A 25,488-nucleotide genomic window follows, 5' to 3' on the forward strand; every position below is an offset into this window, starting at 1 on the left:
CGGGGGCCTTAGCCATTTTCCATTTGATAGCGCAGTGCCGTTGATACGATGTCGCGCCACTCGCCAGATTGCTGCATGATCGCCAGACCCTGGTTGAGCGTCTCAAGGACGGCTTCCCCATCTGGATTATCTTTGTGGGTCATGACGTTAAGCGACTTGATTGCCGCCAGGTTGGGGTTTTCGATGATCTGATGCTCATAGCCGAGCCGTCCAATTGCCTCGACCGCCAAATGGGCTTCGATTGCGACAATATCGGCGGTGCCATCCATGACCGCATGGAAACAATCATCCGGCGATACTGGCCGCATCAGGGTGATTGCCGGCTCATAGAGACCAACCGCATCCATATGTGACAACGACCAGCCTTCTGGTCGACAGATCGTGGCGCCTGCGAAATCCGAATAGGTCAGAGTCTGTTCATAACCCGACCCGCCCTTCGCAAAGAAGGTATCTACAACTTCGTAGAACGGGTTCGAGAAGTTATAGGTTTCGCACCGAGTACGGTCCTTTTCAGACAGACCATCCGCCGCTTCGCAATTTGGACGCGACCAAGGGAATGTGGCATCAAAGGCAAGGGTTGGCATCAGTAGATCGAGGTGCGAAGACCAGTCATTCACGAACTGAATTTTATACGGCTGTTCGGGCGCGGCTCGCAGCATCGCTGTTTCCACGAGGTTCGTATAAAGCCCACGATTTGGTAAAGCCTCGTCCGTGAACGGAGCATAGTTGCCACCTGTGATCATCAAGATCTGACGGTCACGAACTTCCGGGCGCTCGCCACCCTTTGCGTCTCGGATCAGCGCTGCACCTTCGGCACGAGCGGCTTCGATTTCTTCCAAAGCCGCCGCTTTTGCAGCAACTACCGCATCTTGGCTTGCTTTTTGCGCTTCTGCCTCAGCAGCAGCCACGCGTGCCTCTGCTTCGGCAATGGCTTTTTCAGCGCGCTCTTCCGCTGCTTTAACTAATTCCGCCGCCATTTCCGCCGCTATACGACCAGCCTCGGTATCAGGAACCAGAGCTTCACGCCCCAAATCCTCCAGACAGGGAAATGTCAAAATATCACCGACACGAATGATATTTGGGTTCGAGCCAATTACATCGCGGTTTGCATCGTATATTGGCCGATAGTCTTCGGTCGCATACACCGCGATCGCCAATTCCCGTAGGCTATCGCCGCGTTGGATCTCGTAGGTTGAACATGCCTCTTGCGCTGAAGCCGTCCCTGTTGCGGCTGCTAGAGCGAGGCCGGATATGATAAGATGGTTTCTCATTTTTTCCTGTTTCTCTGCCTAGTTCATGTCTGTGCCGGTTTAACCACGGCGATTGAAATATTGTCCTGATCCGGGTCTGCTTTGGCCTTTAGCGCCTGAAGAAGCGCGTCGGCGATATCGCGGGCCGGAGATTGATAATGAGTGCGCAGCAAAGTCTCGATCTCGGTGTTATCGAGATATTGCAGTCCATCACTGCCAAGGATCAGAATATCTGCCGACACCAGGTCTAAAGGCTGTTCCGGGCAATCAACCTTCGGGATTGCAGCGCCCATGATGACCGAGGTCAGCTGGTTGCGATCCGGATGCATCTGCGCCTCTTTTGCGCTGAGCAGACCCTGCGCGATCTGCGCATCGATCATCGGGGCCATCGAGTGGTCCTCGTTGATCTGTGACAGGGTATCATCGCGAAACAGATACAAGGGGCTATCGCCGATCGAAATCCAAAAGATCCGCTGTTCCAACATCAGCATGCCCAGAAGGGTAGAGCCCAAGTTGACCTTGTTCTCTTCGCCATGGCTGGCGATTGCGGCGTTAGCCTGCATTGCGGCCATCGGCAGAGCGTCGAGCAGTTCGCTCTGAACAAGGTCAGGCTCATCCAACTGGGCATCCATCGCGTCGCGCCAGGCAGAAATGATCAGCTGCGAGGCAACTTCACCTGCATCATGGCCACCCATACCATCGGCAACGACGACATATCCTGCATCCGCCGTATCAGAGACCCGTGCGGCAATCGCGTCTTCCTGCGAGTCGCGCTGACCCTGGTCCAGGATCAGGGCAATATCATATGCAGGGGTCGCCAGCATTAATCGGCATCCCGCCAGTCAAAGCCATCATCGCAGAAGGCCATGAAACGGATCGATGTCTCGCTGATGCGGATCGAGTCTCCGTTTGAAAGGGCAATGGTGCTCAGCACGGGTTTGCCATTCAGACGGACCAGATTGGCCTTGCCGCCATGACCCAGATAACATTTCCGATCCTCAGGATCATAGGCGATAACAGCATGGTTGCTGCGCGAGATTCCGGTATCGCCAAAGTCCAGCTGAATAGCTTGATCATCGTTCCGGCCAATCTGCATCAACCCTTCGGTTAATGTGATAGCCGCACCTCGCCCCGGACCGGCGGTTACAACCAACCATCCGACAGGGAAAGTTTGTTGCACGGCCTCGGCTTTTGCGACAGGTTCGGCTGTTTCCATCAAGTCCTGAACATGCGTGTCTGCCCGCTCAAAGCCCAGGAAAGTGGTCTTCACACGCGAACGCCGGTCTTCTGCAGGCGCGGCTGGCGCATCAGGTTCAGTCACTTCTACAACCGAGACAGCCTCCGGCTCGGGTGCGGGCTCAGGCTCCGCAATTTCTTCGATCTCTGCTTGAGTTTCAAAGGCTTCCTCAGGCTCCGCAGTCGCAATTTCCGCGACGGCGGCGAGTGTCTTATCGTCCTCGGCTTCATCCTCAGTGCTGAGATGAAGCGTCACAATTTGCTCGTCTTCGTCTTCAGCTTCCTGCAAGTCAGACGCTTCTTCTTCCACAATTTCTTCAACGATCTGATCTTCTTCGAACTCCGGCATAGGCTCCTCCGGAATTAATTCGTCAGATTCTTCATAGTTGTCTGAACTCACGTTGCCACCAGCCAGTGCAGCGCGCAGTGCGTTGAAGTCGGCAATTGGCTCAGGCTTTTCATCCGGTACCACGTCTGCTTCCACCGCTTCATCTTGTTTCGGTTTGCCGGCACCCTCGAGAAGCCGGCTAAGAGGGCTTTTGTATTTAAACATGGTGACGACACCTTCTTTGTTTTCTGTTGCGGGGATCAGCCCGCAGGATGGCTACTAACCGCTGCCTAAAAGGGCAGAGGCACTATTGAATAAGAAACAGGGAAACTCTTACTTCGCGACGGTCCGGTTCCCGACGGGGCGACGATGGAGATGCCGCCCCCAGTACACACACTGGCGATTTTCACATAAACCGGTTCAATTACTCCTGCGTTAGCTGCATAACCGCAGTGCCTTCTCCGCCATTACGCAGTATGATCAAGCGCGCCTGGGGCTGATTGTCGGAAGCAAGAACAGCGAGAATGTCATCAAGGCTTTCTGGCTGGTCGAGTGCCGTACCTGTCTGCGCTTCACGCAGAACAACATCACCTTTTTGCAAGCCCCCCACGCTGTTTTCCGGGGCAGAGGCAACAACGGTTTGCCACCCCGCGTCACCTGTATGATGGGCTTTAAAAGTGTATCCGTTCTGCAATCCAAACATACGATGGGCAGGCAGTGCCAAAAGCCCGTTTTGTGCACGCGTCTGACCCAGTTCACGATAACGCGCAGCAACACGGATATACCCGTCCGGATCGACCGAGAAATTATCCAGAACCTGTGAAACCAGAGTTGCATCCGGGCGGATCGGCTCGCTGTTGAGCCTAAAGATTGTGGTTCCACGCTTCACCCAGTCGCCGATGACAGCCGTGTTCAGGTTCGCGTCGACATCATTGATCGCAATGACACTGCCTGTCGCACTGCGACGTTTGGAGATGTCAAAGGGCACTTCAATATCCCAATGCCCAAAGGCCACTTGATTTTCCGCCAGAGTCACCGGTTCTGAAGTGGTCTCATCGTTTAGCGCTGTCTGTACCGCTGCATCTTCGGCTTCATCTGAGGGAGCGGTTTCCGCATCAACTGCAGCGGGCACCTCTGATGCCACTTGTGTTTGCTCGACAGGATCTTCCTGTTTGGTTTCTGTTTCGACAACCGGTTCTGCCTGTGCATCTTCTGGGTCTGCCGCTACGACCTCAGGCTCTGTGACCGAGACAGTTTCAACCTGTTGCGGTTCGGTCTGGGAAACTGCGGCCTGCTCGATCGGCTCCGGCGTTGCCTCGATAGAGTCGGGTGTTACCTGAGTTGCCTCATGTGTCGGCTGATCACTTGACAACATGAAGTACCCACCGGCTGCCAACGCCGCCGCGACGACAACGGCACCTGCGATTACCTTGCCACTGCCACCTGAACCGCTTTTGATAACGGTATCTACTGCTGCGACGGCTTCGTCTTTGGGTGCAAATTTTGCGAGATCGTCTTCGGATTTTTCCTCATTGCCGAGCGCCAGATCAGAATTCCCTGCAAGCAAGGCAGTCACAACAGCTTCGGCATTCTCGCTTTCCGCTTTGATCCGTTCTTTTTCGGCCTGCTCGTCTTTACGATCCATGCCTACAATGACTGAGACCGGGCGGTAGGCGAAACTGTCGAACATCACCCCGGGACCACGGAACATGCGCAACCAGTCTAACGCGGTTTGCAAGCGGTCAGGGGTGTGAACCTCCATCGCCTTATCAATCGCCTCAAGGAATCCATCGGGATAGCCTTTGAAACGTCCGGCTAGCGGGATGTATGGGTCGTCTTGTCCGTTGTTGAATGCGTTCAGACGTGTCTGACCATCAATCGGTCGCTCGCCACCAATCGCGTGATACAGGGTTGCAGCAAGCACATAAAGATCACTGCTGGGCCCTTGTTCCGCCCCACGCACGTAAAATTCGTGTGGTGAATACCCATCCTTGATCACGCGCAACGTCAATAGGGCCGCCGATTTGTTTGCCGCCTGTTCGCGCGCTGCACCAAAGTCGATCAGGACCGGCTCGCCGTTTTCGTCAATCAGGATATTGTCCGGCGATATGTCGCGATGCAACATGCCGCTTTGGTGAATGAACGACACCGCAGAAAGCATCTTTTCGGTGACCTGAACTATGAAATCAGGTCCGCTTTTGTTGTCAGGATTTTCGACATAGTCCAACAAATCGCAGCCACGGATCAGGTCCATAGCGATATAGGCGGTGTTGTTGTCTTCAAACACCTGATGCACGTCGACAATGTTTGGGTGGACTAGCCGCGCGTGGTTGCGCGCTTCCTGAATAAACAGATCGATAATGGCGCGGAGGTCATCCTTGTGGTCGGGATTGGCGGCTTCGACCAGATCACCATTCCGCTGACAAAGTGCGCCAGGATAGCATTCCTTGATGACAACATCGCGATCCAGACTATCGCGTGCCAGATAGGTTATACCAAATCCACCGTTGCTTAAAAAACGGAGAATTTCATACTGACCGCGCAGCAGCTTCGCGCCTGGCTGCAATCCTTCGATCTGAGGTTCGTCGTGCGTTGTGCCGACAGCCTGGTTGTGGCTCATTTCTTCCCGCCCATTCTACTCGTTTTTTGCGGCTTAGATAACCAGGGCTTTAGCCCGCGAACTCACAACCAAACACAACCGCAGGACACTTTAGACGGTTAGACGTTTCAAATTTGACTTTATTTGGGCCACCTGATGGCTTCACTAAGGATCAAAAATTCAGAAATCGCACATATAGTAGCGCCTAACGCTCTGCATACAATATAGTGTATTCCTAAGGTGAGCTAATCGGATTCTATATCTTCAAAAACCGCGCTTGGTCCACGAAATCGAAACAATAGCGCGGTGATTCCGATCCTTTCGAATCGCTGCGTTGCGGCTCAATTATTGCGGGAAAAAACTACGTTCCGGTTTTCGGAGGGGCAGACGCGACCGAGCTGCCGGCCCATGCAAGGTTGTCGCTAAGCTGTGCAAGGATGCTGATCGCGTCTTTGAGGGGTGCATCGCCACTCTCGAATTGTAGTAGCAACAGCAGGTCGGTTGCCTTTTCGAACTCAGCCGGAATCCAATCAGCCTCGGGGTCGATTTCGGATCCGGATTCCAACCTCTCGGCAAAATCCTCAACAATTTCCTGACAGCTTTGCAGAAAGGCCGCAGGCTCGATATCCGAGCTTTCACGCAGGTCGTTGTAGATACTGGCTATGGCTGCAATCCAATCTTCGAGAATTGGATTATCCAAAGGGGGCAGGGCGGTTTCTAAGCTTGATTGGACCGCAATACCATCAGCCTTAGCGTCACGTTCTGCTTCAACCCCTATGAGTTCTTCCAGATAAGGCAGAAATTCTTCGACCAAGTCCTTCTGAGCCGCTTCGAGATCGTGGCGTCGATGGTCAGACGCAACGCTTAGTACCTGCTCGGCCAAATTTTGGCCGCCACAGGTCTCCCAAAGATCAAAGTCAGGCTCGGGTTCCTGCTCCATAGCACGCACGGCAACCGGCGTGCCAATGGGCACAACCGCACGGAACAGATCACCTTTTTCTTTATTCAGTCGGGCAACAACCCGATCCAGAGAATCCCGAACCGGAGGCAAGTCGGCGTGGGTTACGGCCAACAAGCTGTTATCGCGCAGCTTCTGTGGCACCTGCGCCCACAAATGCCGTTCAGTTTCGCGCCAGGCGTTGGTTCCGTTGGTACACCAAATGGCGCAGTCCACATACTCCAGCAATCCCAGTGTCTGCTTGTATGTATCATCCAAAGCACCGGCACCGGGCAGGTCGAATAGCGAGATCTCTTGTAGGGCAGGGGTGTTCAACCCGACCGAGATGAAATCAGGTTCGTCAGCTGCGGCTTTTTCCAGCGCAATCCCTGAGTAGACCTTGGGTTCTTTGTCCCACCAACCAACGGTGGTTTCAGGAGTATCGGCGTAAGCGACGATAACCAGCGGCAGTTTCAGATGCTGCGGCCCGGTGGGCAGAATGTCAGCACCTGCAAGCATGTTCGCAAGGCTGGACTTCCCGGCGCCAAATTCCCCGGCAAAACCGATTGACACCGCGTTCGAAAGCCGCTCGGCATGAGCCAAGGCGCGGGAACGCATATCGTCCAGCTCAACCGACGAAGGGGCGCTTTCAGTAGCGGTCAGGAAACGCTCTAACTGGCGCACTTCCTTCTCGGTTCCGGGGAATTCAATCATTCTGCGGCCTCTGCCTGTCGAGTGTCCACGGGTGCGGTTCCATGTACCGCACCCAGTTCATCGCTTATGCGGCGGGCCTGGTCAACCGCACGTTGTGCGTCGGCACGGGCATTTGTATCGTCGGTTCCAGCGCGATGTTCCAGATGCCCAGCAAGTAGTGCCAAATAGTGATCCAGCACCGTTTGCATGCGCTCGATCAGATCGATTCTGGCGGTATCCACCAGATCGTCACCGATCATCTCGAACTCCTGTACAATCATTCTTTCCGCCCGGTTCAGAACGCTGCGGCGCGATATCAGTCGCGATAGCCATGTCACACGCAGTTCGACCGTAATACCCCGCGTCAATGCACTGGTGTCTGGCCTGAACCAACGCACCGCGCTGGTATTCATGCGATTGTCCACCGGCTCCTGCCAACCAGGCAGGGCACGCAGGGCAGCATTGCTTTGCATGTCGATCGCATAGAGCTCACTAAGCATGCGTTGACGCACCACCTGGGTCGCGCCCTGAACAAGCTCTCGCATCCGCTCACGCAGCGGTGTGAAATTCAACTCGGTATCACCGTCTTTGGTCAACAGAGGGGATTGGCCATCGGGACCACGTACGACAATCGAAACAGCCTCTGCAACCGTATCGTCCATTACGCCGCGCAGATTGGCCAGCACGTCATCCATGTCGTTGGTGATCGCCTGGGATTTCTCTGCAATCAACGCGCGCAGATCTGTAAGTGTCTTGTTATTTTCTTCAACATCTGCCGTGTCAGGCCCGTCCTCCTCCTCAATCGCACGGAGCCTCGCGTTGCTGCGCTCAAGCTCACCCTGGGCAAAGCTGTTGAGGTGCTGCCAAGCCATATTAAGTTGTTCCTGACGTGGGCCTTCCGTCAGAGCTTTGGTCACATGGCGGCGCAGATCGGGCAGGCCCGACGCGATCATTGCGGCAAAACGCAATACGCCTTCGCGGCTGATAGGGCCGGGGCCTTGCTTAATCTCTTCGACGCCATCCAGGTATTGCTTCATCTGCTCAGGATGAGCCCGAAGCCAAGCGAGTATCTGATCGTGGTCAATGCCGGTTTCATCACCGGTCAGAGCGTAATGCGCCCATTGGGCGCTGCCCATCAGGACATCGATATCAGAATTACCTAAAGCATTCTCAAGCCCGTCCAACACATCAGCGCGCACCTTCGTGGCATCCTCAGCACCGCCACCCAATTCATCAACACGGTTGATGAAAACCACAATCTGACCAAGCTCTAGCGCTTGCATCAGACGGAACAATTTCAGATCCGCACGCGACAACGCCTGATGCGCCGAAAGCACCACCACAAAGAAATCTGATTCCTTGAGGTATTGGCGCGAAATTTCCTCGCGGATTAGCAGCGGGTCGTTGACACCAGGTGTATCGGTAACGGTTACCGGATACGGAAAATGACCGATGTCAAAATAGACCTCGGCCTTGCGGGTGATATCGCTATAAAGACCTCGGTCCGAACCGGGGTCATGTTCCCCTTCATCCGTTGGGTCATCTCCAGCACAAACATATCGTGCCAGATCGTCTGATGTTAGTTCATCTAGATCGTGATGCTGGCCCAACAAGTGTTTGTAGCTGTCACCAAGACGCAGCTTGGCGCGGGTTTTCATGGCCTCAACCTGCTCTTCGATCATCTCGCGTTTATAGCTGTCTTCCTCGTCCGGGAACATATTGCGCAGCTCTTCGCCTTCAGCGATCAGAGCTTGCCATTGGCGATTGTCGAAGAAGTGAAACTCGGCACCCGATTTCCTGCCGGATGGATGGCCGAAATGCATGTCGGTGATCACAGTTGTCCAAGGGTTCACGTCTGAGGGTAGATATTCCGCCTGCCCGGTGAAACCATTGATCAAGCGAGACTTGCCAGCCTTGATCTGGCCTACGAAAGCGATCGAAGGCTTGAGGTTCGACAGATCGTCAACAATGCGTGAGATGAAATGACGTGTTTCGTCATTGCTCATCCCATTCATGTCTTCTGCGATGCGAATAAGCTCGCGGCGGTTTAACTCACTCATAAGATTTACCCTGGTAACTCGTATTTATCATCTAGCTTTGCAAAATGGACACTATTTGGCAGGAACGCGGTCATTCGACGGCGTTTTTCAAAGATTTCCACAGGTTGACAGCAGCGCCCAGCTTACGGGTGTCATGAAACGCGGCTGCAACGTCCTCATCATCGCGCAGGATCGCTAGGCCAACACCTTGACCCCCGGATGGTCGCATTACGATCAATTGCGGCTCTGACAGTATGTTAGATACATCTGCTTGCCAGCCGAGGAGATCTTTGGTGAAACGCGCCAAAAGGTTTTCGTCTGGATGCGCAGGCTGCCCTTCGGAACAAAGCCCATCAAATTTGACCTCATCGCTAATCAAAAAGCGTCCCAAAGCAAAGCGTTCAGAACCTTCATAGAATGCATCAGTGATCCCCGATGGGCTCTGTTGATCCGTTTCTACTTCAGGTTCAGGGGTGGCATCCGGAACAATCGTCATACGCCGCTCATCCGGTAGAACAATATTTCCGCAAGCCGCCTCTACCTCAGAAAATGTTATGCCCACATCATCCGCTTCAAGCGCCGAATCCGGTCTGAGCGAAATCAACTCTAAAGGGCCGGGGGCGATCGCGATGTCAGAAACCAGTTGGGCCAGTCGGCCCGTCAAGTTTTCACGGGCATCGGTTTCAAAATCGGGTAAAGGCCCCGAAACACAGCGAAAGACATCGGTGATCCGAGAGCTGTTCACTTCAACCGCCAGCATTCCTCCGTCGGCCGCCTTGAACTCTAGCCTCCTTGGCAGGATCGTGCCGCGAATAGCGTTCAGTACCTCACCTCGTCTTGCCTGCGCAGTTTCGCCCGACAGATATACTGCGGGAGATAAACGCGCGACCGAAGATTGCCCGATTTCTTCGAGCAATTCGAGTATTTCGCCATCCATCATACCGTGAACCCCCTCTGGTTCCGTCTATACCGCAGCAGCCACCGAGCTGAGGCTGAGATGTGATTTTGTAAGCGCAAGCCCGGTATTCGCACTGTCGCGACAAATATAGCAGACAACGTGATCCGGGTATTTCGGCGTTCTCAGAAAGATATGTATACGATCATTGGCGAACACCGCGATTTCCCCAAATCCGGGGTGTACCGTTTCATCTATCTGTGCCGTGCGCAACAATTCCTCAAAGCCTTTTGTGCCCCGGCTTTGAAACAGGTTAGCAACTGAAAGCGCCAGATTTTCTAAAGCATCTGAACTCTCTCGGTCTGCAGCATCAATGCCCAATAGCATCCCTGTTTCCATATCAACATACCCGGCTGCAACGCAGTCGGGTATGGTCTCGATGGCCGAGGCTAAGGCGGATTCTATCGACATTCAGATATCCACCTCAAAGAATGTTTCAGATCGCGTGCCATTCTGCTCCACCGTTTTTGCGCGCTTCCGCCACCGGTCGCATGCTGGCTTCGCTATTGCGAGCGGTGTGCTCCAGCGCAATCTGATCATACTCGGACAGAAACGCAGCAAAAGCACTTTTCAAGCCTTGAGCATCATCAGGCAGACTTTCCCGCGCTACGATCTCGCTCCACATCGCAGATGCGCTGAGTGGCGATTCCGAGGGCAGAACGCTTGGATCGACTGCCTGTTCTTCAGACGCTTCTTCATTCGACTTCGCTTCGCTACTCAATTCAACCACTTTGGCTGGCGTGAGTGAGTTTGATTCCGGTTCCGGCTCGTATTCTTCTGTAGATTCCTCAGATTGCTCGGAAAGCAAAGACGTAATCGACGAGATAGACACTTCGATGTCCGAAGCCGAGCTCTCCTCATCGACCAAAGTCTCCTCGGATGTAGAGGCTTCTACCGTTGCATCTTGTTCATCTTCAGGACCGAGAATAATTAGCTCCGCATCCTCTTGGTCCTCTTCTTCATCCATGAAAGCAAACTCATCGACGTCATGGGTCGGGTTCGCCAAAAGATTCAGATCCAGAGGGTCATCGGATTGTTCTGAGAATACGGATCGCAGATCTTCATCAGCTGGTTCTGCTTCAGAGGTCATTTCGGCGCGCATCCGTTCTGCCTCGTCCACGTCAATTCGCGGGCGCTCAGCCTCTTCTGAGCGGCGCTCGACGCGGGCAGGACGGATTGGAAAGCTTGTGACAACATCACTGCTCGCTTCAGCCGGAGTGTCAGCCAGCGGATCCTGATGCACCAACGGCACATCTTCCATTCGGCTTTCCGGATGCAAATGGCTCACTTTTGGTGCTTCGGACAGGGATTTATCAATTTGATAGCGGGCTAGCATATCCGCTCGCTTGTCCATAATCTGCTCGGTGATCTCCAGGAAACTGTCGACCATCTTACCACCACCGCTGCGTGACCAAAGTTCGGCATCACCGGTTTTGTCACGGGCCATGATGGCATCACGGGCCGAGAACAGTATCGTGCGATTGAACAAATGACCCGCTTCGCGATTTACGCGGCGCAAGACCTTTTGCCTGTCTTTCTGATTTAAAGCATCCGCACGTGTCACCAGCAGCAGCGATTTGTGCTGCAGCCTTTCAGGCAGCGAAACCCAGGTGGCACGTTCAGTCTCGCGCCAGGCTTGTGTCGAGTGGGTGCACCACAACACACCATTGGCTTGGCCAACTGCACGCTGCCAGACATCCGTCGAAATCTTCGGGTCCGAAATCCCGGGTGTGTCGATCAAGTCGACCGCCTCAAGAATATCGGCCTCAAGGAAGATGCGAATGAACTGGGCGTCGTTGACACCAACCTGTTCAAGCTGATCCAACTCGATATTCTGCGTACTGCCATCATGGCGTTTGATATAAGCGGGCCGATTGCCCCAGCTGAACCAGATCGGCGGCAACTGCGTAGCTGTGACCTGCGTTGGCAGTGCCTGTTTGCGCAGCAGGAAATTCATCAACGTCGATTTGCCTGCACTGAATTCCCCCATAAGCGCAAACACGGGTTTGCGGCGGGACCACTGCTCGATGCGGTTCCATGTCTTGGGAGAGACGAAGCGGGTTTGTGAATTTTTTACCATAACTCTTCTTATGCTGCTTCGTTACTAAGGTCTTTCAGGATATCGCCCAGAATATCGTCGCGCGATTTCTGTGGCTTCTGCTCGGCGATCTGTGCCGCAGCCCTGTCAGGTGAATGCGAGATGCTGAGCAACGTATCTTTCTGCTCGACCATAAAGTCGGTCAGCGTAGCACGTACATTCTCCAGCACGGCGGCAATCTGGTTCTCCTCGATATCTTTGGTGATCGAGTTCGCCTCAGATGCGATCAAGCGCGTGTAGTCTGCGGCATAGGCCTCAAAGCCCTTTCGGCGTTGCCACCATCGGCGCCACCAGGTGCTTTGCAGGTCCAGCGCGATAGTGCGCCCAATCCCGAGTGGCGGAGGCACGCGTGGCACGATCGGAGCTTCGATATTGAATTCGCCCAAATGGTTGCCCAATAGTTTCTGGTACAGAGCCTCAACATCCGCCGCAGCAGCCGAATACAGCGCACCGGCTTCCTTGCGCATCGAACGGGCAAAGCTGAAATATGCGGCTTTCTGCAAAGTTCGCAGCCCGGCCGGGTCATATTGCCATGTACCCTGCTCTCCATTTTGCTCAAGATGTGAGATCAGAGAATCTGTTGCGCGCTTGACAAAATTCGCTTCTGCCGAGGCAAGTCGCTCCAGTACCTTGTCGCGCAGTTTGGTTGTCAGCTCGGAAGCTTTCTTTTCGTATTCGGCTGTAACCCTCGCAATCGCGTCTTCTGGCGACGCACCATCTAAATCCCGAACAATTCCATCCGAGTTTGACAAGGTCTTAGCAACAGCTGTCGCCCGAATCTGACTGGCGATATTGCGCGCCCGATGCCGGACGCGATCCAAAAGCCGCGTTCCGGCGCCTTCGGCAATACGCTCATTCATCGCGAGCAACAAATCGGGCAGGCCGGAAAGCGCCCAGATCTTGTCGAGTGACGCCGCCTGATCGCCGAAACCGGCAGCCAGGTAGAAAGTGTTCAATGCCTCGCGCGATTCTTCTGTCAGAATGTCCGGATTTCCAGTGAGAGCTGCCTCAGCCCACAGGGCGCTGCCAAAGACAACGCTTGTGTTGGCGTCAATGTTGTTCTGCTTCAGGGTGTCCTGAATGCGATCGCGAATCTCGGGGACCTGATTGACCGGGTCAGACAGTTCATCAATCCGGTTCACAAACAGAATGATCTGCCGGTTTTCGAACTGAGCGATAATACGCATCAGCGCCATATCCATCGTGGTCAGTGCCTGGCTTGCAGCCAATACAACTATGCAAACCTCTGACCCTCGCAGGCTGCGCAAAGTGATCTGTTCGCGCACCATGAATGTATCGTTCACACCCGGCGTATCGCAAAGCTTAAGCGAAATCGGATATTGCGGGATATCCATAAACAGCTCTGCCGATTTCGTCACATCCGCAAAACGACCCGTCTTTGGGTCGATATCTGGGTCATCCTCATCCCCAAGACAGACATACCGTTGGACAAGTTCATCATCGAAATAGTCATACTGGTGACTTTGGCCAAGGATCAGGTCGAAGTGTTTGCCCAACCTTTGCTCGGACTTAGACTTCATCTCCCCGATCTGACGGCGGATGTCATCCATCTCATCGTCAGCACCAGCACGGTTTGCGAGTTCGCCCAAGCGACCGCCGCCAACCATCAGGTTGTCCCATTCTTCTTGCTCGAAAAAGGTAAACTTGGACTTGGTGCCCCCTTCAGTCCGGGTATTGATATTCAGGGTGGTCACCACAGACGTCCATGGGTTCACATCCGAGGGTAGCAGATTTGGTCGCCCCGCCAGAATGTTGACGATGGACGATTTCCCGGCCTTTACCTGCCCCACCATTGTGACGCTGGCTGAAAAATTCTCCATTTTAGTCTTGAGCGCAGCGAGCCGCGCGGAAGAACGCGCATCCGCCACCTCTGTCAGTTGGTCGATCTGCGTCGTCAACGAAGTCATTGTCTCTGTCATTTCGGACAGAGCCTCGTTTCCTACAGACAGAAGGTGGTCGTTACGCGCCATGGTTAGCCTCCGGTACCTGTTGCGGCAAATTGGTCCCCTGCCCCGTCCGGCAGGCTCGCAAGCGTGTCGATGCGCGCGATAAGGTCCAATGCGTTACCGAGGATCACAGCCTCGGTTTGCGGTGAAATTGATTCATATGCGAAGGAATCAGCAAGCACTTCGATAGAACTGAAGCCTTCCCCATTTTCCAGGCAGGCGACACGGCGCCCTGTTGGAAAATCTTCTGATTTGTTTGCCGGCAAAGGCATGCGGGCATTCGCCAGCAAATAGCGATTGCCCGAATGGGTTTTGAGCGCAACGCCGAAACCAGTTCCAGGATGCTGGCGGTTCAGAGTTTTTAGCTCGCCGATAAAACTTTCTCGGGCAAGACTTACAACGTCCTGCTCGGAAGCAGCGGATTTGATCAGGTTGGTCACGACAGAGACCCTTGTTCTGGAGTTGAGCAGAAACTCGCACGGTGCCAGAAGGCAAAAAGACTCATTAACTCCTGCGTTCAATCAATTACGATTTCCGCGGTGTTATTTTGACGCGAATAGGATATTTTGGCGTTTCAAATGTGGCACAAATAAGGTGACGGACCTCATAAATACCTCAACCTATAAGAGAATGCCTAAAAAGCACGCACCAATTGGACCCGTGACCGATTCCAATACTGACAACTCTAATCTGGTGCACTGGATCAGAATTGAGCCTCAGAATATCTTATATTTATTTGTTTTTTAACAAAATTAATCGATCCCCATCACTAGGTGTAACTTTGCTTAAAATTCCTTCAGGCTACTCACATAACACCCAATATTTCACTCTGGCGACCCTTCGCCCACAAACCTCGTGGCGAGCTCAACTTATAGGTGCAACACACTTACGATCAAAAATGGTCCACAAGTTCACCTTTTGGAAACAATAATAATGTCAAGATTGAGCCTATTCTGACATCTCGACGAACAGAAAATCTCTGCACTTTGATCTAAATAAACCCGCCCTTCAAAGAGATTTCCTTTTCGACGGATTGCCACTTCGGACTTGCACTCGATTCTCAGGAGTTTGGATGAAGTGCAATTCGACGTCTTATTGTTTCTCGTATGGCCATAATAATCTTGTGTATTGTCGCACTTTACCTCTCGCGCTCCCTCAAAAGCTTTGCTATTGAGCGCCTCGTCGCGATGCTTTGGCATCGGGTTGCGGGTGTGGCGAAATTGGTAGACGCACCAGATTTAGGTTCTGGCGCCGCAAGGCGTGGGGGTTCAAGTCCCTCCACCCGCACCACAAATCTTCACAGAATCGATTCGTTGCTCTGACGTTGGGTCGTCAAACTCAAACGCCGTAGCGTGCCATAAACATATCGACCGCCTGTATAGCAACCTCGTCAATCTCACTTTGGCTGAAACTGTTTTGGATACCAAAAGCGGCCCGTCCCCATAGCCTTACCTTACACAGCTCCGAAAACTGCTCGGCCGCAATATTGACGTCTTCGACAGCCAACTCTCCTTTTGCGACCGCTTTGGTCAGATACTCTGCCATCTGTCGCTGACCATTCTGAGGACCTGCCTCAAAGAACGCTTTGCCGAGTTCCGGGAACCTGTCGCGCTCGGCGACGCAAATGCGAAAGACTTGCTGCGCAAAGTCTGAAACCAGAAATGCAGTAAGCTGAGTTGCTGCAATTGTTAGCACCTCGCGCGCAGGTTTGGTCTCGTCAATCATTGACAGGATACGCTCGGACATTAACCGGCACTCAGTCTGGGCGACTTCGGTGAACAACAGACGCTTGTCGGGGAAGTAGCTATAGAGAGTGGCCTTCGACACGCCCGCTGATCGCGCAATGTCATCAACACTCGCGCCTTCGAACCCATCCGCCATGAACACCTCGCGCGCCCCGCGCAAAACCTGATCGAATTTTCGGCCTGTACGCAGGATGGCGGCGGCTTGAGTCATGATGTCTCCTGAATGCGATATTCTACAACACTATAAACCGTTCGGTTCAGTTTCAACGCAATTCAACTGGATCGCGGTTTTGTCACAACGTTTAACCGTCAAGAGTAGCTTCTGCCGCGCGTCGCCCTTGCGACCCCGGCCTATCATGTTAACACACAGCTATGGTCGAGATCTTTCTGCGCACATTGCCCTTCTTCGCAATCATCGGCCTGGGATTTTGCGCCGGTCGCAGCCGATTTTTCCCGCCCGAGGCAACTGCCTATCTGACCAAGTTCGTATTTTTCTTCGCCTTATCTGCAATGCTGTTTCGATTTGCAGCCACCCTACCCTTTACCGAGATCTTCAATGGCCGCCTTGTAATCGGATATTTGATTGGAACAGCGGGCGTCTACTTACTGGCAACTGTTGTCGCCTATCTGCGCGGATTGGATATTCCGACGGCTGCTGTTGAAGCCCAATGCGCGGCGATCGGCAATGTGGGGTTCCTGGGCTTACCAATGCTTGCGCTTTTGTTCTCTGAAGCGGCCATCGGGCCCGTAATGCTGGTTCTGACCGTTGATCTTGTTGTGTTTTCCTCTCTGATCGTGATTTTGATCAACGGTGGTCGAGATGGTCGGCTCGGTCTTGCGACGGTGCGCTTGATTGGGATTGGCTTGCTGAGAAACCCAATGATCTTGTCGATCTCCGCCGGGTTGATCTGGTCGGCATTCAATGTGCCCGTCCCAGCCCCTTTGAACGACTTTCTAACAATTCTGGGGGGTGCGGCGACACCGGGTGCTTTGTTTGCCATTGGCGCGTCACTTGCCGACAAATCGGCGGAACGCATACAGATTGCGGGTTGGCTGAGTTTTTGCAAACTGGTTCTGCATCCCTTTTTTGTCGCACTTATGGTGATCTGGCTGATTCCGGTTGCATCCTTTCCAGCCATGGTCGCCATCGCGGCGGCGTCTTTACCCGTTGCGGGCAATGTCTACATGCTGGCCGCGCATTACAGAGTGGCCCCACAGCGCGCATCCGCAGCAATCTTACTGTCGACTTTGGCCAGCATCCTGACTGTCCCGCTGGTAATTGGTTGGGTCAGCACCCTCTGATCTTCAAACTTTTCTAATAATCCACCCGCCGGTAGCACTCGCACTTTACGCGGACGCGACAGAGCGATAGCCATGACGCCGACACAACGTAAGGATCAGAGCGATGGAAACCCTTTCGGAAAATGCCTGTTTTGGCGGTGTGCAAGGCGTCTATCGCCATGCCTCCTCGGCTTGCAAATGTGATATGACATTTGGTCTTTTCCTTCCGGCCGAGGCAAAGGACGGCCCGGTTCCGATTTTGTGGTATCTATCAGGCCTGACCTGCACACATGAAAACGCAATGACCAAAGCCGGAGCGCAAGGCTGGGCGGCAGAACAGGGTATTGCTCTGGCGTTCCCCGATACGTCGCCTCGCGGAGATGGGGTCGCGGATCATGAAGACTATGACCTTGGTCAGGGCGCGGGTTTCTACGTCAATGCTACACAAAAACCTTGGGCCCCTCACTTCAACATGTGGGACTATGTCGCCGAGGAACTACCTGCGCTGTTGGTAGAGAGCTTTGCAATTGATGCCGACCGCCAGGCAATCACCGGGCATTCGATGGGCGGACATGGTGCATTGACGCTGGCGATGAATCTGCCTGGGCGGTATCGGTCGGTTTCAGCCTTCTCGCCGATTTCAAACCCGATAGGGGCGGATTGGGGTCGCAAGCAGCTCAGCGCCTATCTAGGCGATGATGAAGCGGCATGGGCTAAGCACGACGCGTCAGCGGTGATGAAAAGTACCGGCTTCAACGGTCCCATCCTGATCGATACTGGTGCAAATGACCAATTCATGGACCTGCTGCGCCCAGAAGCATTGGCGCAGGCAATCGCCGAACGTCGCCAACAAGCCACCTATCGTCTGCAGCCGGGATATGATCATTCCTACTATTTCGTGTCCACCTTTATGGAGGACCACATCACCTTCCACGCCGAAGCATTGTATGGGGAATAAGGCATGAGCAAATATGATTATGACCTGATCATCATTGGCTCAGGTCCTTCGGGGCGCGCGGCGGCTATTCAGGCCGGAAAACTGCAGCGCAGGGTGCTGGTGATTGACCGCAAAGACCGTTTGGGCGGCGTTTCAGTGCATACTGGGACAATCCCGTCCAAAACTTTACGGGAAACAGTGCTGAACCTGTCAGGCTGGCGTGAACGCAGTTTTTATGGGCGCTCCTACCGGGTTAAGGATCAGATCAGCGCGGAAGATCTGAAGGCACGGCTACACATGACGCTCGATCATGAGGTCGACGTGCTGGAACACCAATTTAACCGAAACCATGTGGAAACGCTGAGCGGGCTAGCCAAGTTCATCGGACCGCATGAGGTTGAGGTCGCAACCGACGCAGGCGAAACAACGCGTTTGACAGCTGCAAAATTCCTGATCGCGACCGGCACCAAAACATATCGCCCCGACTACGTTCCCTTCAATGGCAAAACCGTCGTCGACGGAGATGACTTTCTAGAGATGGAAGAAATACCGCGTTCGCTTTGTGTGATCGGTGCCGGTGTGATCGGTGTTGAATACGCGACCATGTTCTCGGCGCTGGATGTTCGCGTTACGCTGATTGAACCACGCGAGACATTTCTAGATTTCATCGACAAGACGCTAATCCACGACTTCACACACCAAGTTCGTGAAAATGGTGTTGATCTGCGGTTGGGGTCGGCCGTCGAAAAGATCGAAGATGCGGGCGGTCATGTCGAGATTACACTGGACAACGGGCGCCATGTCCGGGCTGAGATGTTGTTGTTTGCCGCGGGGCGCATGGGTGCAACCTCGGCCCTGAACCTAGACGCTGTTGGGATTGATACCGACCATCGCAATCGGATCAGCGTGGACCGAAAGAGTTATCAAACCTCGGTGCCTCATATCTATGCCACCGGAGATGTCATCGGGCATCCCTCGCTGGCCTCAACGTCTTTGCAGCAAGGGCGAGTCGCCGCCTGTCATGCGCTTGAGACACCGACCTTACCGGAAAGCCCCTGGTACCCGTATGGGATCTACTCGGTTCCCGAAATCTCGACTTGCGGCATGTCTGAGGAAGAACTGCAGGAACGTGGCATCCCCTACGAGGTCGGCGTGGCCCGGTTCCGCGAAACCTCGCGCGGGCATATCATGGGATTGGAGCATGGTATGCTGAAGATGCTGTTCTCGCTCAAGACCCGCCGCGTCTTAGGAGTGCAGATTGTAGGTGAAGGGGCGACAGAGCTAATCCATATTGCGCAGGCGGTGCTGAACCTGAAAGGCACGGTGGATTACTTCGTCCAAAATACGTTCAACTACCCGACTTTGGCCGAAGCTTACAAAATTGCGGGATTGGACGCTTTTAACCGGATGCCTATTCCCGAAGAGTTCAAGGTACGCAAATCCACCTCGAAGGCGAAAGTGTCGACAAAGGCCAAAGACACGTGACGACGCTTTACATCGATGGCGACGCTTGCCCTGTGAAGCCCGAGGCCGAACGCGTCGCAACCCGACACAAAGTGCCAATGGTCCTGGTCTCCAATGGTGGGCTGCGCCCCTCGACCAACCCGCTGGTGCAGGTGGTGATTGTCGCGGCCGGTGCCGATGAGGCGGATAAGTGGATCGCAGAGCGCTGCGGCGCAGGCGATATCGTGGTGACGTCAGACATCCCGCTTGCCGCGAAGTGCATTGAAGCCGATGCTCGTGTGCTCCGCCCGAACGGTGAGGCTTTTACGGCAGCCAATATCGGCCAGCAACTGGCGATGCGCGATCTGATGGCAGATCTTCGTGCTGCAAATCCTCTGGGAACTGGCGGCGGCGGCAAATCGTTCGGCAAAGCAGATCGATCGCGTTTTCTTGACGTGCTTGAGCGAGAGATACGCGCCGCATTGCGCGGGTAGCAATCCCGCCGGTCCGTGACGTTTCAAAGATGCGTAGCGTCCCGTTGGACCGTGCAGCGCGTACCACGCTGCGGATGGTGCTTGCATCTTCGTCCGGTGCTTGGTTCAGTCGGCGGCAATTGATTAGGTATGGGATTACCATATGACCATCGAAGCCGTAATATTTGACATCGGAAACGTACTGATCGAGTGGCAGCCCGAGCGCTACTATGATCGCGTGATCGGCGAGGATCGTCGTCGTGCCATGTTTGCCGAGGTCGATCTGCATGGAATGAATGATCTGGTGGATCAGGGCCATCACTTCACCGATACGATTTACAGATGGGCGGACAAGTACCCGAATTGGCGCGAGGAAATTCGGATGTGGCACGACAACTGGATCGAGCTGGCCGCGCCTGAAATCCCGCATTCAGCGCGACTGTTGCGAGCGCTGCGAACCAAAAAAGTACCCGTTTTTGCACTGACCAATTTTGGGGTTCAGAACTTCGACTATGCAACCACCGTTTATCCGTTTTTGAACGAATTTGATCGCCAGTATGTCTCGGGCCGGATGAAAGCAGTTAAGCCTCATACCCCTATTTATGAGATGGTTGAGGCCGATTGCGGCATCGACCCCGCCGCTCTTTTGTTTGCTGATGACAGGATCGAAAACCTCGAAACAGCCAAGGTGCGTGGTTGGCAGACTCATCACTTCATTGACCCTAAGGGTTGGGCGGATCGGTTGGTGTTGGAGGGACTATTGACCAAGGAGGAAGCCGTCTAGGTCAGGCTGCCACGCCAGCTGGTTCGCGGTTTTCCCGGATGGGCAGATGAATGATGGCGCTGAAGGCCCCGATGGCGACTCCGATCCACCAAACCATGGTGTAATCACCAAATTGATCGTACATGCGTCCGCCCAGCCAGATGCCCAGGAAGCTGCCGATTTGATGACTCAGGAATACGATGCCGTAGAGCGTTCCCATGTATCGAAGGCCATAAAGATGCGCGACAAGTCCAGACGTCAGCGGCACTGTTGCCAACCAAAGCGATCCCATCACCAGTGAAAACGCGATCACCGACAAAGGCGTGATTGGGAACACGATGAAAGCCCCTGCTGCAATCGTACGGCCAGTATACACAGCAGCTAGCAGATATTTCTTCGGAAAGTGGTTTCCCGCCCAACCTGCCAGAAGCGTTCCACCGATATTGGCCAACCCAATCAACGAAATGGCTATTGCACCCAGGGCCGATGTCGTGGTGATGCCCATTGAATACAACAGGCCCCCGGGCTGGATCGGGCCACACATCTCGGTAACAAAGGCGGGAAAATGCGCAGTGACAAAGCCCAGTTGATAGCCACAGCTGAAAAACCCAATTGCAATCAGTGAATACGAAGGGTCGCGGAAAGCTTTAGCAAGGATTTGCCCCATGCTTTCTTCGAGCTCAGTTTTGCTGATCGGTAGAGGCGCCCGCATAAACGGCAAGGATAGGATCAAAGCGAGAATTGCTGCGGCAAAGACAAGGAACACCTGCTGCCAGGGCAGAAAAGTCAGCAACCATTCGGCCGTCGGAGCACCGATAACCTGCCCGAAGCTGCCCGCCGCTGTGACAATCGCCAGTGACATTGACCGGTTCGCGTCGGATGAGGCACGACCAACAACCGCTAGCACAACGCCAAACCCTGTTCCGGCGATCCCGAAACCAACAAGCCACGCATAGATTTGATGTTCAAATGGTGTGACAGACCAAGCCGTCAGCACCATACCCGCAGCATAGGTCAAAGCACCCAGAATAATGGCGCGCCGATCACCGATCTTTTCCGCGATAGCACCAAAGATCGGCTGACCGATTCCCCAGGCCAGATTCTGAATCGCTATGGCCATAGAAAAATCGCTACGCAGCCAGCCGAACTCATCTGCTATTGGGATTTGAAACACACCAAAAGAAGCGCGCACCGCAAAGCCGACGGTAATGACGATGCAACCTACGATTAGAATAGGGTTCAGCAGGCGGGTAGATTGCGGCATTGGGCCTCCAGGGAGTGGTTCGTAAAGACGTTAGCGGCGCGACCGCACACGTCAATTCAGGAGTTTTGCGACGCCAGTTCAGCAAAATTGATGTGCCGGGAAAAAGGTTTCTTTTCAATACGTGAACCGGGCGGTATGGCTCAAGACATGACGGATTTAACTTCGCTCTACGAAGATCGCATCGCCGATGGTTCTCTGACACGGGATGACGCCCAGGAAGCGGTGCTACCCCGGTTTGATCGCATTCGGGCGGCACTAGCTGAACCGGTTAAGCGTAGTTTTTTTCGCAAGGCCACTCCACCGCCCAAAGGCTTGTATCTTTGGGGTGGCGTCGGGCGCGGCAAGTCAATGCTGATGGACATGTTTGTCGAGACACTGGGCGATATCCCGGTTCGTCGGGTCCATTTCCACGCGTTCATGCAGGAAATTCACGCAGGCTTGCACAAGGCACGTGAAGACGGTGTCGAAGATGCGCTGGCGCCGGTCGCCGATGCCGTGGTCAAGTCTGTGCGTGTTCTGGCTTTTGATGAGATGCAGATCACCGATATCACAGATGCAATGATCGTCGGACGGCTATTTGATATGCTTCATAGTGGTGGGGTTGTTGTTGTCACGACCTCAAACCGCCATCCGGATGATCTGTACAAGGATGGGCTGAACCGGCAACTGTTCCTGCCCTTCATCCAGCACATCAAAGAACAACTGGAAGTATGGGAGCTGGTTTCACCCACCGACTACAGGCAGAACCGGCTTGAAGGTTCTCCGGTCTATTTCACACCTATCGGACCCGAGGCGCGAGAGAAGATTCGTGCTGTGTGGAATGATTTGTCAGGTGGGCCGGCGGAGCCTTTGGCTTTGCAGGTCAAGGGACGCGAAGTTGTTCTGCCCGCGTTCCGAAACGGAGTGGCGCGAGCATCTTTTTATGATCTTTGCGGACGGATGCTGGGCCCCGGCGACTATTTGGCAATAGCGGAAGCGCTGAAGGTGCTGGTGCTGGAAGACATCCCGCGATTGTCACGCAACAATTTTAACGAGGCCAAGCGCTTCGTGACCCTGATTGACGCTCTGTATGAGGGGAAGGTCCGGCTAATCAGCTCTGCCGCTGCCGAGCCCGAGATGCTGTACGTCGAAGGGGAAGGCACGTTCGAGTTCGAACGTACAGCGTCACGGCTGCGTGAGATGCAGGCTAAGGATTGGGGGAAATAGGGTACCTCGCCCCCGCCCAAGCTAAATGGGCGGGTTCCCCGGAGTATTTTTGACTGAGTACCGGATCAGGCGTTTTCTCGGAGAATGTTCCCTGCGAGATAAAGGGACCCGCAAATCAAAACCCGCGCGTGAGGGGTTTGGGCAGTGATTGCCGCGAGCGCCTCGGCAACGCTGTCAGCGGTTGTTGCGGTCAGATTCACTTTGGCGGCTGCAGCGGCTGTGTCTTCAGCGCTAAGCGTATTCTGTTCGCCGGGAATGGACACAGCGGTCAACCCGGCAGCTTTTGTGGCCAAAGGTGCGAGATAGCCAGTGACATCCTTGGTGTTTAACATACCGCAAATCATATGCGTCGGTCGTTCTGGCAATGACGATAAAACATCAGCTAACGCTGCCCCTGCAGCTGCATTGTGACCGCCATCAAGCCACAGCTCGGCTTGAAGGGCTTGCTCGACCAGAGGGCCGGTTTTCAACAGCTGCATTCGGGCAGGCCATTCGGCTTTGGTGACCGCAGCCTCGTAGGCATCATCACCCATTTGTAGGTGGCGCAATGCAGCCAAAGCGGCACCTGCGTTATGAATTTGATGGCCTCCCAACAGGTTGGGCATGGGCAGATCGCGCAACCCGGTTTCATCCTGATAGATCAGGCGGCCATTTTCCGTGTGCACATGCCAGTGCTGCCCGTGTATGAACAGCGGAGCGCCGAGACGAGCTGCGGTGTATTCGATCACTTCCAGCGCCTCATCCTGTTGCGGGCCGACAATACAGGGAACCCCTGGCTTGATGATCCCCGCCTTTTCAGCGGCGATCTTGCCAAGTGTATCGCCAAGAAACTGCTCATGGTCGATTGAGACGGGTGTGATTACCGTCAACGCAGGTTGATCAATCACATTCGTGGCGTCCAGTCGCCCGCCCAATCCGACCTCAAGCAAAGTATAGTTGGCCTTTGCACGAGAAAACGCGAGCAGTGCAGCGCAGGTTGTGATTTCAAAATAGGTGATATTTTCACCACCATTGGCGGCATAACACTCATCCAGAACGGCAGTGAGGTCGGCTTCGGAAATCAACTCACCACCCAACCGGATTCGTTCGTGAAACCGGGCCAGATGTGGAGACGTATAGGCATGGACCGCGCGCCCTGCCCCCTCAAGACCTGCCCGGATCATGGCTTGGGTCGAGCCTTTGCCGTTGGTTCCAGCGATATGGATGACAGGCGGCAGTTTTGTTTGCGGATTGTCGAGCGCAGCCAGTAAACGCCAAACCCGGTCCAAGGTCAGATCAATAATCTTGGGGTGCAGCGCCATCATCCGGTCGAGGATTACATCCGAGGATTGGGCGGTCATTTTTTGACCACTTCCTCGGCAGGCGCCTCTGAAGTGGCCTCTTCGGGTTCAGGCGCGGGTAAGTCGCCTTTGATCGCCGGGGGCTGATTCATAAGCATGCGGGTGATCGTGATCAATTCTTCCCGCATCTCGGTACGTTTCGTCACGCGATCAAGCATGCCGTGATCCAACAGATATTCGGCGCGCTGGAATCCTTCAGGCAGTTTTTCGCGGATCGTCTGTTCGATAACGCGTGGTCCGGCGAAACAGATCAATGCATTGGGCTCCGAAATGTGAACGTCACCCAGCATGGCATAAGATGCGGTGACACCGCCTGTGGTTGGGTGGGTCAGGACAACGATATAGGGCAGGTTTGCCTCTTTGAGCATTTCGACTGCCACCGTTGTGCGGGGCATTTGCATAAGGCTCAGAATACCTTCCTGCATCCGCGCACCGCCCGCAGCCGAGAACAGGATCAGCGGGCGTTTCAGTTTAACCGCCTCTTGAGCGGCGGCGATGATGGCGTTGCCGACATACATGCCCATCGATCCGCCCATGAACGAGAAATCCTGCGCGGCAGCTACAATCGGCGTGCGACCTATCTCGCCAAGGGCAACCAACATCGCCTCTTTCTCGCCGGTCTTTTTCTGAGCAGCCTTCATCCGGTCGGGATATTTTTTCTGATCGCGGAACTGCAGCGGATCATCTTTTGGGGCCGGAACCTCAACTTCCGAGAAAATTCCGCCGTCAAACAGATGCGTGAATCGGTCCCGTGGTGTGATCGCCATATGATGGCCGCACTGGGTGCAGACATTCTGGTTCTCCGCCAGCTCGCGATGAAACAGCATAGTTCCACATTCGCCGCACTTGTGCCAAAGGTTTTCAGGCACTTCGCGGCGCGAAAAGATCGAGTTGATCCGGGGGCGTACGTAGTTTGTGATCCAGTTCATGTGGG

21 protein-coding genes and 1 tRNA gene are annotated in these 25,488 nt (G+C 54.3%); 7 read left to right on the top strand and 15 right to left on the bottom strand.

Features of this window, described 5'->3' with window-relative positions; translation table 11 throughout:
- Positions 1-8 precede the first annotated feature (8 nt).
- The 11 genes from ACR0DU_RS09860 to ACR0DU_RS09910 form a co-directional block, all read right to left on the bottom strand.
- A complete protein-coding gene (locus tag ACR0DU_RS09860) occupies positions 9-1,271 on the bottom strand; it encodes a type 2 periplasmic-binding domain-containing protein (RefSeq protein ID WP_480874113.1) in 1,263 nt (420 codons plus the stop codon).
- 23 nt (positions 1,272-1,294) lie between these two features.
- Complete coding sequence (locus ACR0DU_RS09865) at positions 1,295-2,074, bottom strand: PP2C family protein-serine/threonine phosphatase (protein ID WP_480874116.1); 780 nt, start codon at positions 2,072-2,074, stop codon at positions 1,295-1,297.
- Positions 2,074-3,039, bottom strand: a complete 966-nt coding sequence (locus tag ACR0DU_RS09870; RefSeq protein WP_480874118.1) for an FHA domain-containing protein — start codon at positions 3,037-3,039, stop codon at positions 2,074-2,076. Before ACR0DU_RS09870 ends, ACR0DU_RS09865 begins: the two co-directional genes overlap by 1 nt.
- Before the next feature lie 199 nt (positions 3,040-3,238).
- Positions 3,239-5,434, bottom strand: a complete 2,196-nt coding sequence (locus ACR0DU_RS09875) for a serine/threonine protein kinase (RefSeq protein ID WP_480874120.1) — start codon at positions 5,432-5,434, stop codon at positions 3,239-3,241.
- Positions 5,435-5,774: 340 nt separating this feature from the next.
- A complete protein-coding gene (locus ACR0DU_RS09880) occupies positions 5,775-7,064 on the bottom strand; it encodes a dynamin family protein (RefSeq protein ID WP_480874123.1) in 1,290 nt (429 codons plus the stop codon).
- Positions 7,061-9,103, bottom strand: coding sequence for a dynamin family protein (locus ACR0DU_RS09885; protein WP_480874126.1), 2,043 nt, complete (start codon positions 9,101-9,103; stop codon positions 7,061-7,063). The genes ACR0DU_RS09880 and ACR0DU_RS09885 overlap by 4 nt, the downstream gene beginning before the upstream one ends.
- Positions 9,104-9,173: 70 nt before the next feature.
- Complete coding sequence (locus ACR0DU_RS09890; RefSeq protein WP_170780402.1) at positions 9,174-10,022, bottom strand: hypothetical protein; 849 nt, start codon at positions 10,020-10,022, stop codon at positions 9,174-9,176.
- Positions 10,023-10,046: 24 nt separating this feature from the next.
- Positions 10,047-10,448, bottom strand: coding sequence for a hypothetical protein (locus ACR0DU_RS09895; protein ID WP_170780401.1), 402 nt, complete (start codon positions 10,446-10,448; stop codon positions 10,047-10,049).
- A gap of 25 nt (positions 10,449-10,473) precedes the next feature.
- Positions 10,474-12,117, bottom strand: a complete 1,644-nt coding sequence (locus tag ACR0DU_RS09900) for a dynamin family protein (protein WP_480874128.1) — start codon at positions 12,115-12,117, stop codon at positions 10,474-10,476.
- An 8-nt stretch (positions 12,118-12,125) separates the two neighbouring features.
- Positions 12,126-14,126, bottom strand: a complete 2,001-nt coding sequence (locus tag ACR0DU_RS09905) for a dynamin family protein (RefSeq protein ID WP_010441391.1) — start codon at positions 14,124-14,126, stop codon at positions 12,126-12,128.
- A 2-nt stretch (positions 14,127-14,128) separates the two neighbouring features.
- Positions 14,129-14,542 (bottom strand): hypothetical protein, encoded by a 414-nt coding sequence (locus tag ACR0DU_RS09910; protein WP_170474967.1) that lies wholly within the window; start codon positions 14,540-14,542, stop codon positions 14,129-14,131.
- Positions 14,543-15,307: 765 nt separating this feature from the next.
- Here ACR0DU_RS09910 and ACR0DU_RS09915 point away from each other — a divergent pair.
- Positions 15,308-15,392: transfer RNA gene (locus ACR0DU_RS09915), tRNA-Leu, on the top strand.
- 48 nt (positions 15,393-15,440) lie between these two features.
- On the opposite strand, the gene ACR0DU_RS09920 is transcribed toward ACR0DU_RS09915, so the two are convergent.
- The gene (locus ACR0DU_RS09920; protein ID WP_010441387.1) at positions 15,441-16,058 is read right to left on the bottom strand and encodes a TetR/AcrR family transcriptional regulator; all 618 of its coding nucleotides are present in this window, start codon (positions 16,056-16,058) and stop codon (positions 15,441-15,443) included.
- Between the two features lie 161 nt (positions 16,059-16,219).
- On the opposite strand from ACR0DU_RS09920, the gene ACR0DU_RS09925 reads away from it, so the two are divergent.
- The 5 genes from ACR0DU_RS09925 to ACR0DU_RS09945 all read left to right on the top strand — a co-directional run bounded on the left by ACR0DU_RS09925 (position 16,220) and on the right by ACR0DU_RS09945 (position 20,765).
- The gene (locus ACR0DU_RS09925; protein ID WP_480874132.1) at positions 16,220-17,149 is read left to right on the top strand and encodes an AEC family transporter; all 930 of its coding nucleotides are present in this window, start codon (positions 16,220-16,222) and stop codon (positions 17,147-17,149) included.
- A 103-nt stretch (positions 17,150-17,252) separates the two neighbouring features.
- Positions 17,253-18,086 carry an S-formylglutathione hydrolase gene (fghA, locus tag ACR0DU_RS09930; RefSeq protein WP_480874133.1) on the top strand — a complete coding sequence of 278 codons (834 nt, stop codon included), beginning with the start codon at positions 17,253-17,255 and terminating at the stop codon, positions 18,084-18,086.
- A 3-nt stretch (positions 18,087-18,089) separates the two neighbouring features.
- Entirely contained in the window at positions 18,090-19,550 is a 1,461-nt protein-coding gene (sthA, locus tag ACR0DU_RS09935; RefSeq protein ID WP_480607839.1) for a Si-specific NAD(P)(+) transhydrogenase, read from the top strand.
- Entirely contained in the window at positions 19,547-20,002 is a 456-nt protein-coding gene (locus ACR0DU_RS09940; protein WP_010441380.1) for a YaiI/YqxD family protein, read from the top strand. The genes sthA and ACR0DU_RS09940 overlap by 4 nt, the downstream gene beginning before the upstream one ends.
- Positions 20,003-20,144: 142 nt before the next feature.
- Positions 20,145-20,765 (top strand): HAD family hydrolase, encoded by a 621-nt coding sequence (locus tag ACR0DU_RS09945; RefSeq protein ID WP_480874136.1) that lies wholly within the window; start codon positions 20,145-20,147, stop codon positions 20,763-20,765.
- A 1-nt stretch (position 20,766) separates the two neighbouring features.
- Here ACR0DU_RS09945 and ACR0DU_RS09950 read toward each other — a convergent pair whose 3' ends face one another.
- Complete coding sequence (locus ACR0DU_RS09950) at positions 20,767-22,008, bottom strand: MFS transporter (protein WP_480874139.1); 1,242 nt, start codon at positions 22,006-22,008, stop codon at positions 20,767-20,769.
- A 147-nt stretch (positions 22,009-22,155) separates the two neighbouring features.
- On the opposite strand from ACR0DU_RS09950, the gene zapE reads away from it, so the two are divergent.
- Positions 22,156-23,214: a cell division protein ZapE gene (gene zapE / locus ACR0DU_RS09955; RefSeq protein WP_480874142.1), complete on the top strand. Its 1,059-nt coding sequence runs from the start codon at positions 22,156-22,158 to the stop codon at positions 23,212-23,214.
- Between the two features lie 65 nt (positions 23,215-23,279).
- Here the strand turns inward: zapE and ACR0DU_RS09960 are convergent, their stop codons facing one another.
- Together ACR0DU_RS09960 and accD are read right to left on the bottom strand one after the other, a co-directional pair.
- The gene (locus ACR0DU_RS09960) at positions 23,280-24,554 is read right to left on the bottom strand and encodes a bifunctional folylpolyglutamate synthase/dihydrofolate synthase (RefSeq protein ID WP_480874144.1); all 1,275 of its coding nucleotides are present in this window, start codon (positions 24,552-24,554) and stop codon (positions 23,280-23,282) included.
- Positions 24,551-25,483 (bottom strand): acetyl-CoA carboxylase, carboxyltransferase subunit beta, encoded by a 933-nt coding sequence (gene accD, locus ACR0DU_RS09965; RefSeq protein WP_480874146.1) that lies wholly within the window; start codon positions 25,481-25,483, stop codon positions 24,551-24,553. Before accD ends, ACR0DU_RS09960 begins: the two co-directional genes overlap by 4 nt.
- Positions 25,484-25,488: the final 5 nt, after the last annotated feature.

Source organism: Ruegeria sp. G2 (assembly GCF_056533505.1).

Bases quoted from the DNA above. Each gene is read 5' to 3' on its own strand.
- ACR0DU_RS09880 (WP_480874123.1), bottom strand. From the start codon at position 7,064: ATGATTGAATTCCCCGGAACCGAGAAGGAAGTGCGCCAGTTAGAGCGT.
- ACR0DU_RS09905 (WP_010441391.1), bottom strand. From the start codon at position 14,126: ATGGCGCGTAACGACCACCTTCTGTCTGTAGGAAACGAGGCTCTGTCC.
- ACR0DU_RS09875 (WP_480874120.1), bottom strand. From the start codon at position 5,434: ATGAGCCACAACCAGGCTGTCGGCACAACGCACGACGAACCTCAGATC.
- ACR0DU_RS09920 (WP_010441387.1), bottom strand. From the start codon at position 16,058: ATGACTCAAGCCGCCGCCATCCTGCGTACAGGCCGAAAATTCGATCAG.
- sthA (WP_480607839.1), top strand. From the start codon at position 18,090: ATGAGCAAATATGATTATGACCTGATCATCATTGGCTCAGGTCCTTCG.
- ACR0DU_RS09895 (WP_170780401.1), bottom strand. From the start codon at position 10,448: ATGTCGATAGAATCCGCCTTAGCCTCGGCCATCGAGACCATACCCGAC.
- ACR0DU_RS09900 (WP_480874128.1), bottom strand. From the start codon at position 12,117: ATGGTAAAAAATTCACAAACCCGCTTCGTCTCTCCCAAGACATGGAAC.
- ACR0DU_RS09945 (WP_480874136.1), top strand. From the start codon at position 20,145: ATGACCATCGAAGCCGTAATATTTGACATCGGAAACGTACTGATCGAG.
- ACR0DU_RS09890 (WP_170780402.1), bottom strand. From the start codon at position 10,022: ATGATGGATGGCGAAATACTCGAATTGCTCGAAGAAATCGGGCAATCT.
- ACR0DU_RS09925 (WP_480874132.1), top strand. From the start codon at position 16,220: ATGGTCGAGATCTTTCTGCGCACATTGCCCTTCTTCGCAATCATCGGC.
- ACR0DU_RS09950 (WP_480874139.1), bottom strand. From the start codon at position 22,008: ATGCCGCAATCTACCCGCCTGCTGAACCCTATTCTAATCGTAGGTTGC.
- fghA (WP_480874133.1), top strand. From the start codon at position 17,253: ATGGAAACCCTTTCGGAAAATGCCTGTTTTGGCGGTGTGCAAGGCGTC.
- ACR0DU_RS09960 (WP_480874144.1), bottom strand. From the start codon at position 24,554: ATGACCGCCCAATCCTCGGATGTAATCCTCGACCGGATGATGGCGCTG.
- accD (WP_480874146.1), bottom strand. From the start codon at position 25,483: ATGAACTGGATCACAAACTACGTACGCCCCCGGATCAACTCGATCTTT.
- ACR0DU_RS09865 (WP_480874116.1), bottom strand. From the start codon at position 2,074: ATGCTGGCGACCCCTGCATATGATATTGCCCTGATCCTGGACCAGGGT.
- ACR0DU_RS09870 (WP_480874118.1), bottom strand. From the start codon at position 3,039: ATGTTTAAATACAAAAGCCCTCTTAGCCGGCTTCTCGAGGGTGCCGGC.
- ACR0DU_RS09860 (WP_480874113.1), bottom strand. From the start codon at position 1,271: ATGAGAAACCATCTTATCATATCCGGCCTCGCTCTAGCAGCCGCAACA.
- ACR0DU_RS09885 (WP_480874126.1), bottom strand. From the start codon at position 9,103: ATGAGTGAGTTAAACCGCCGCGAGCTTATTCGCATCGCAGAAGACATG.
- zapE (WP_480874142.1), top strand. From the start codon at position 22,156: ATGACGGATTTAACTTCGCTCTACGAAGATCGCATCGCCGATGGTTCT.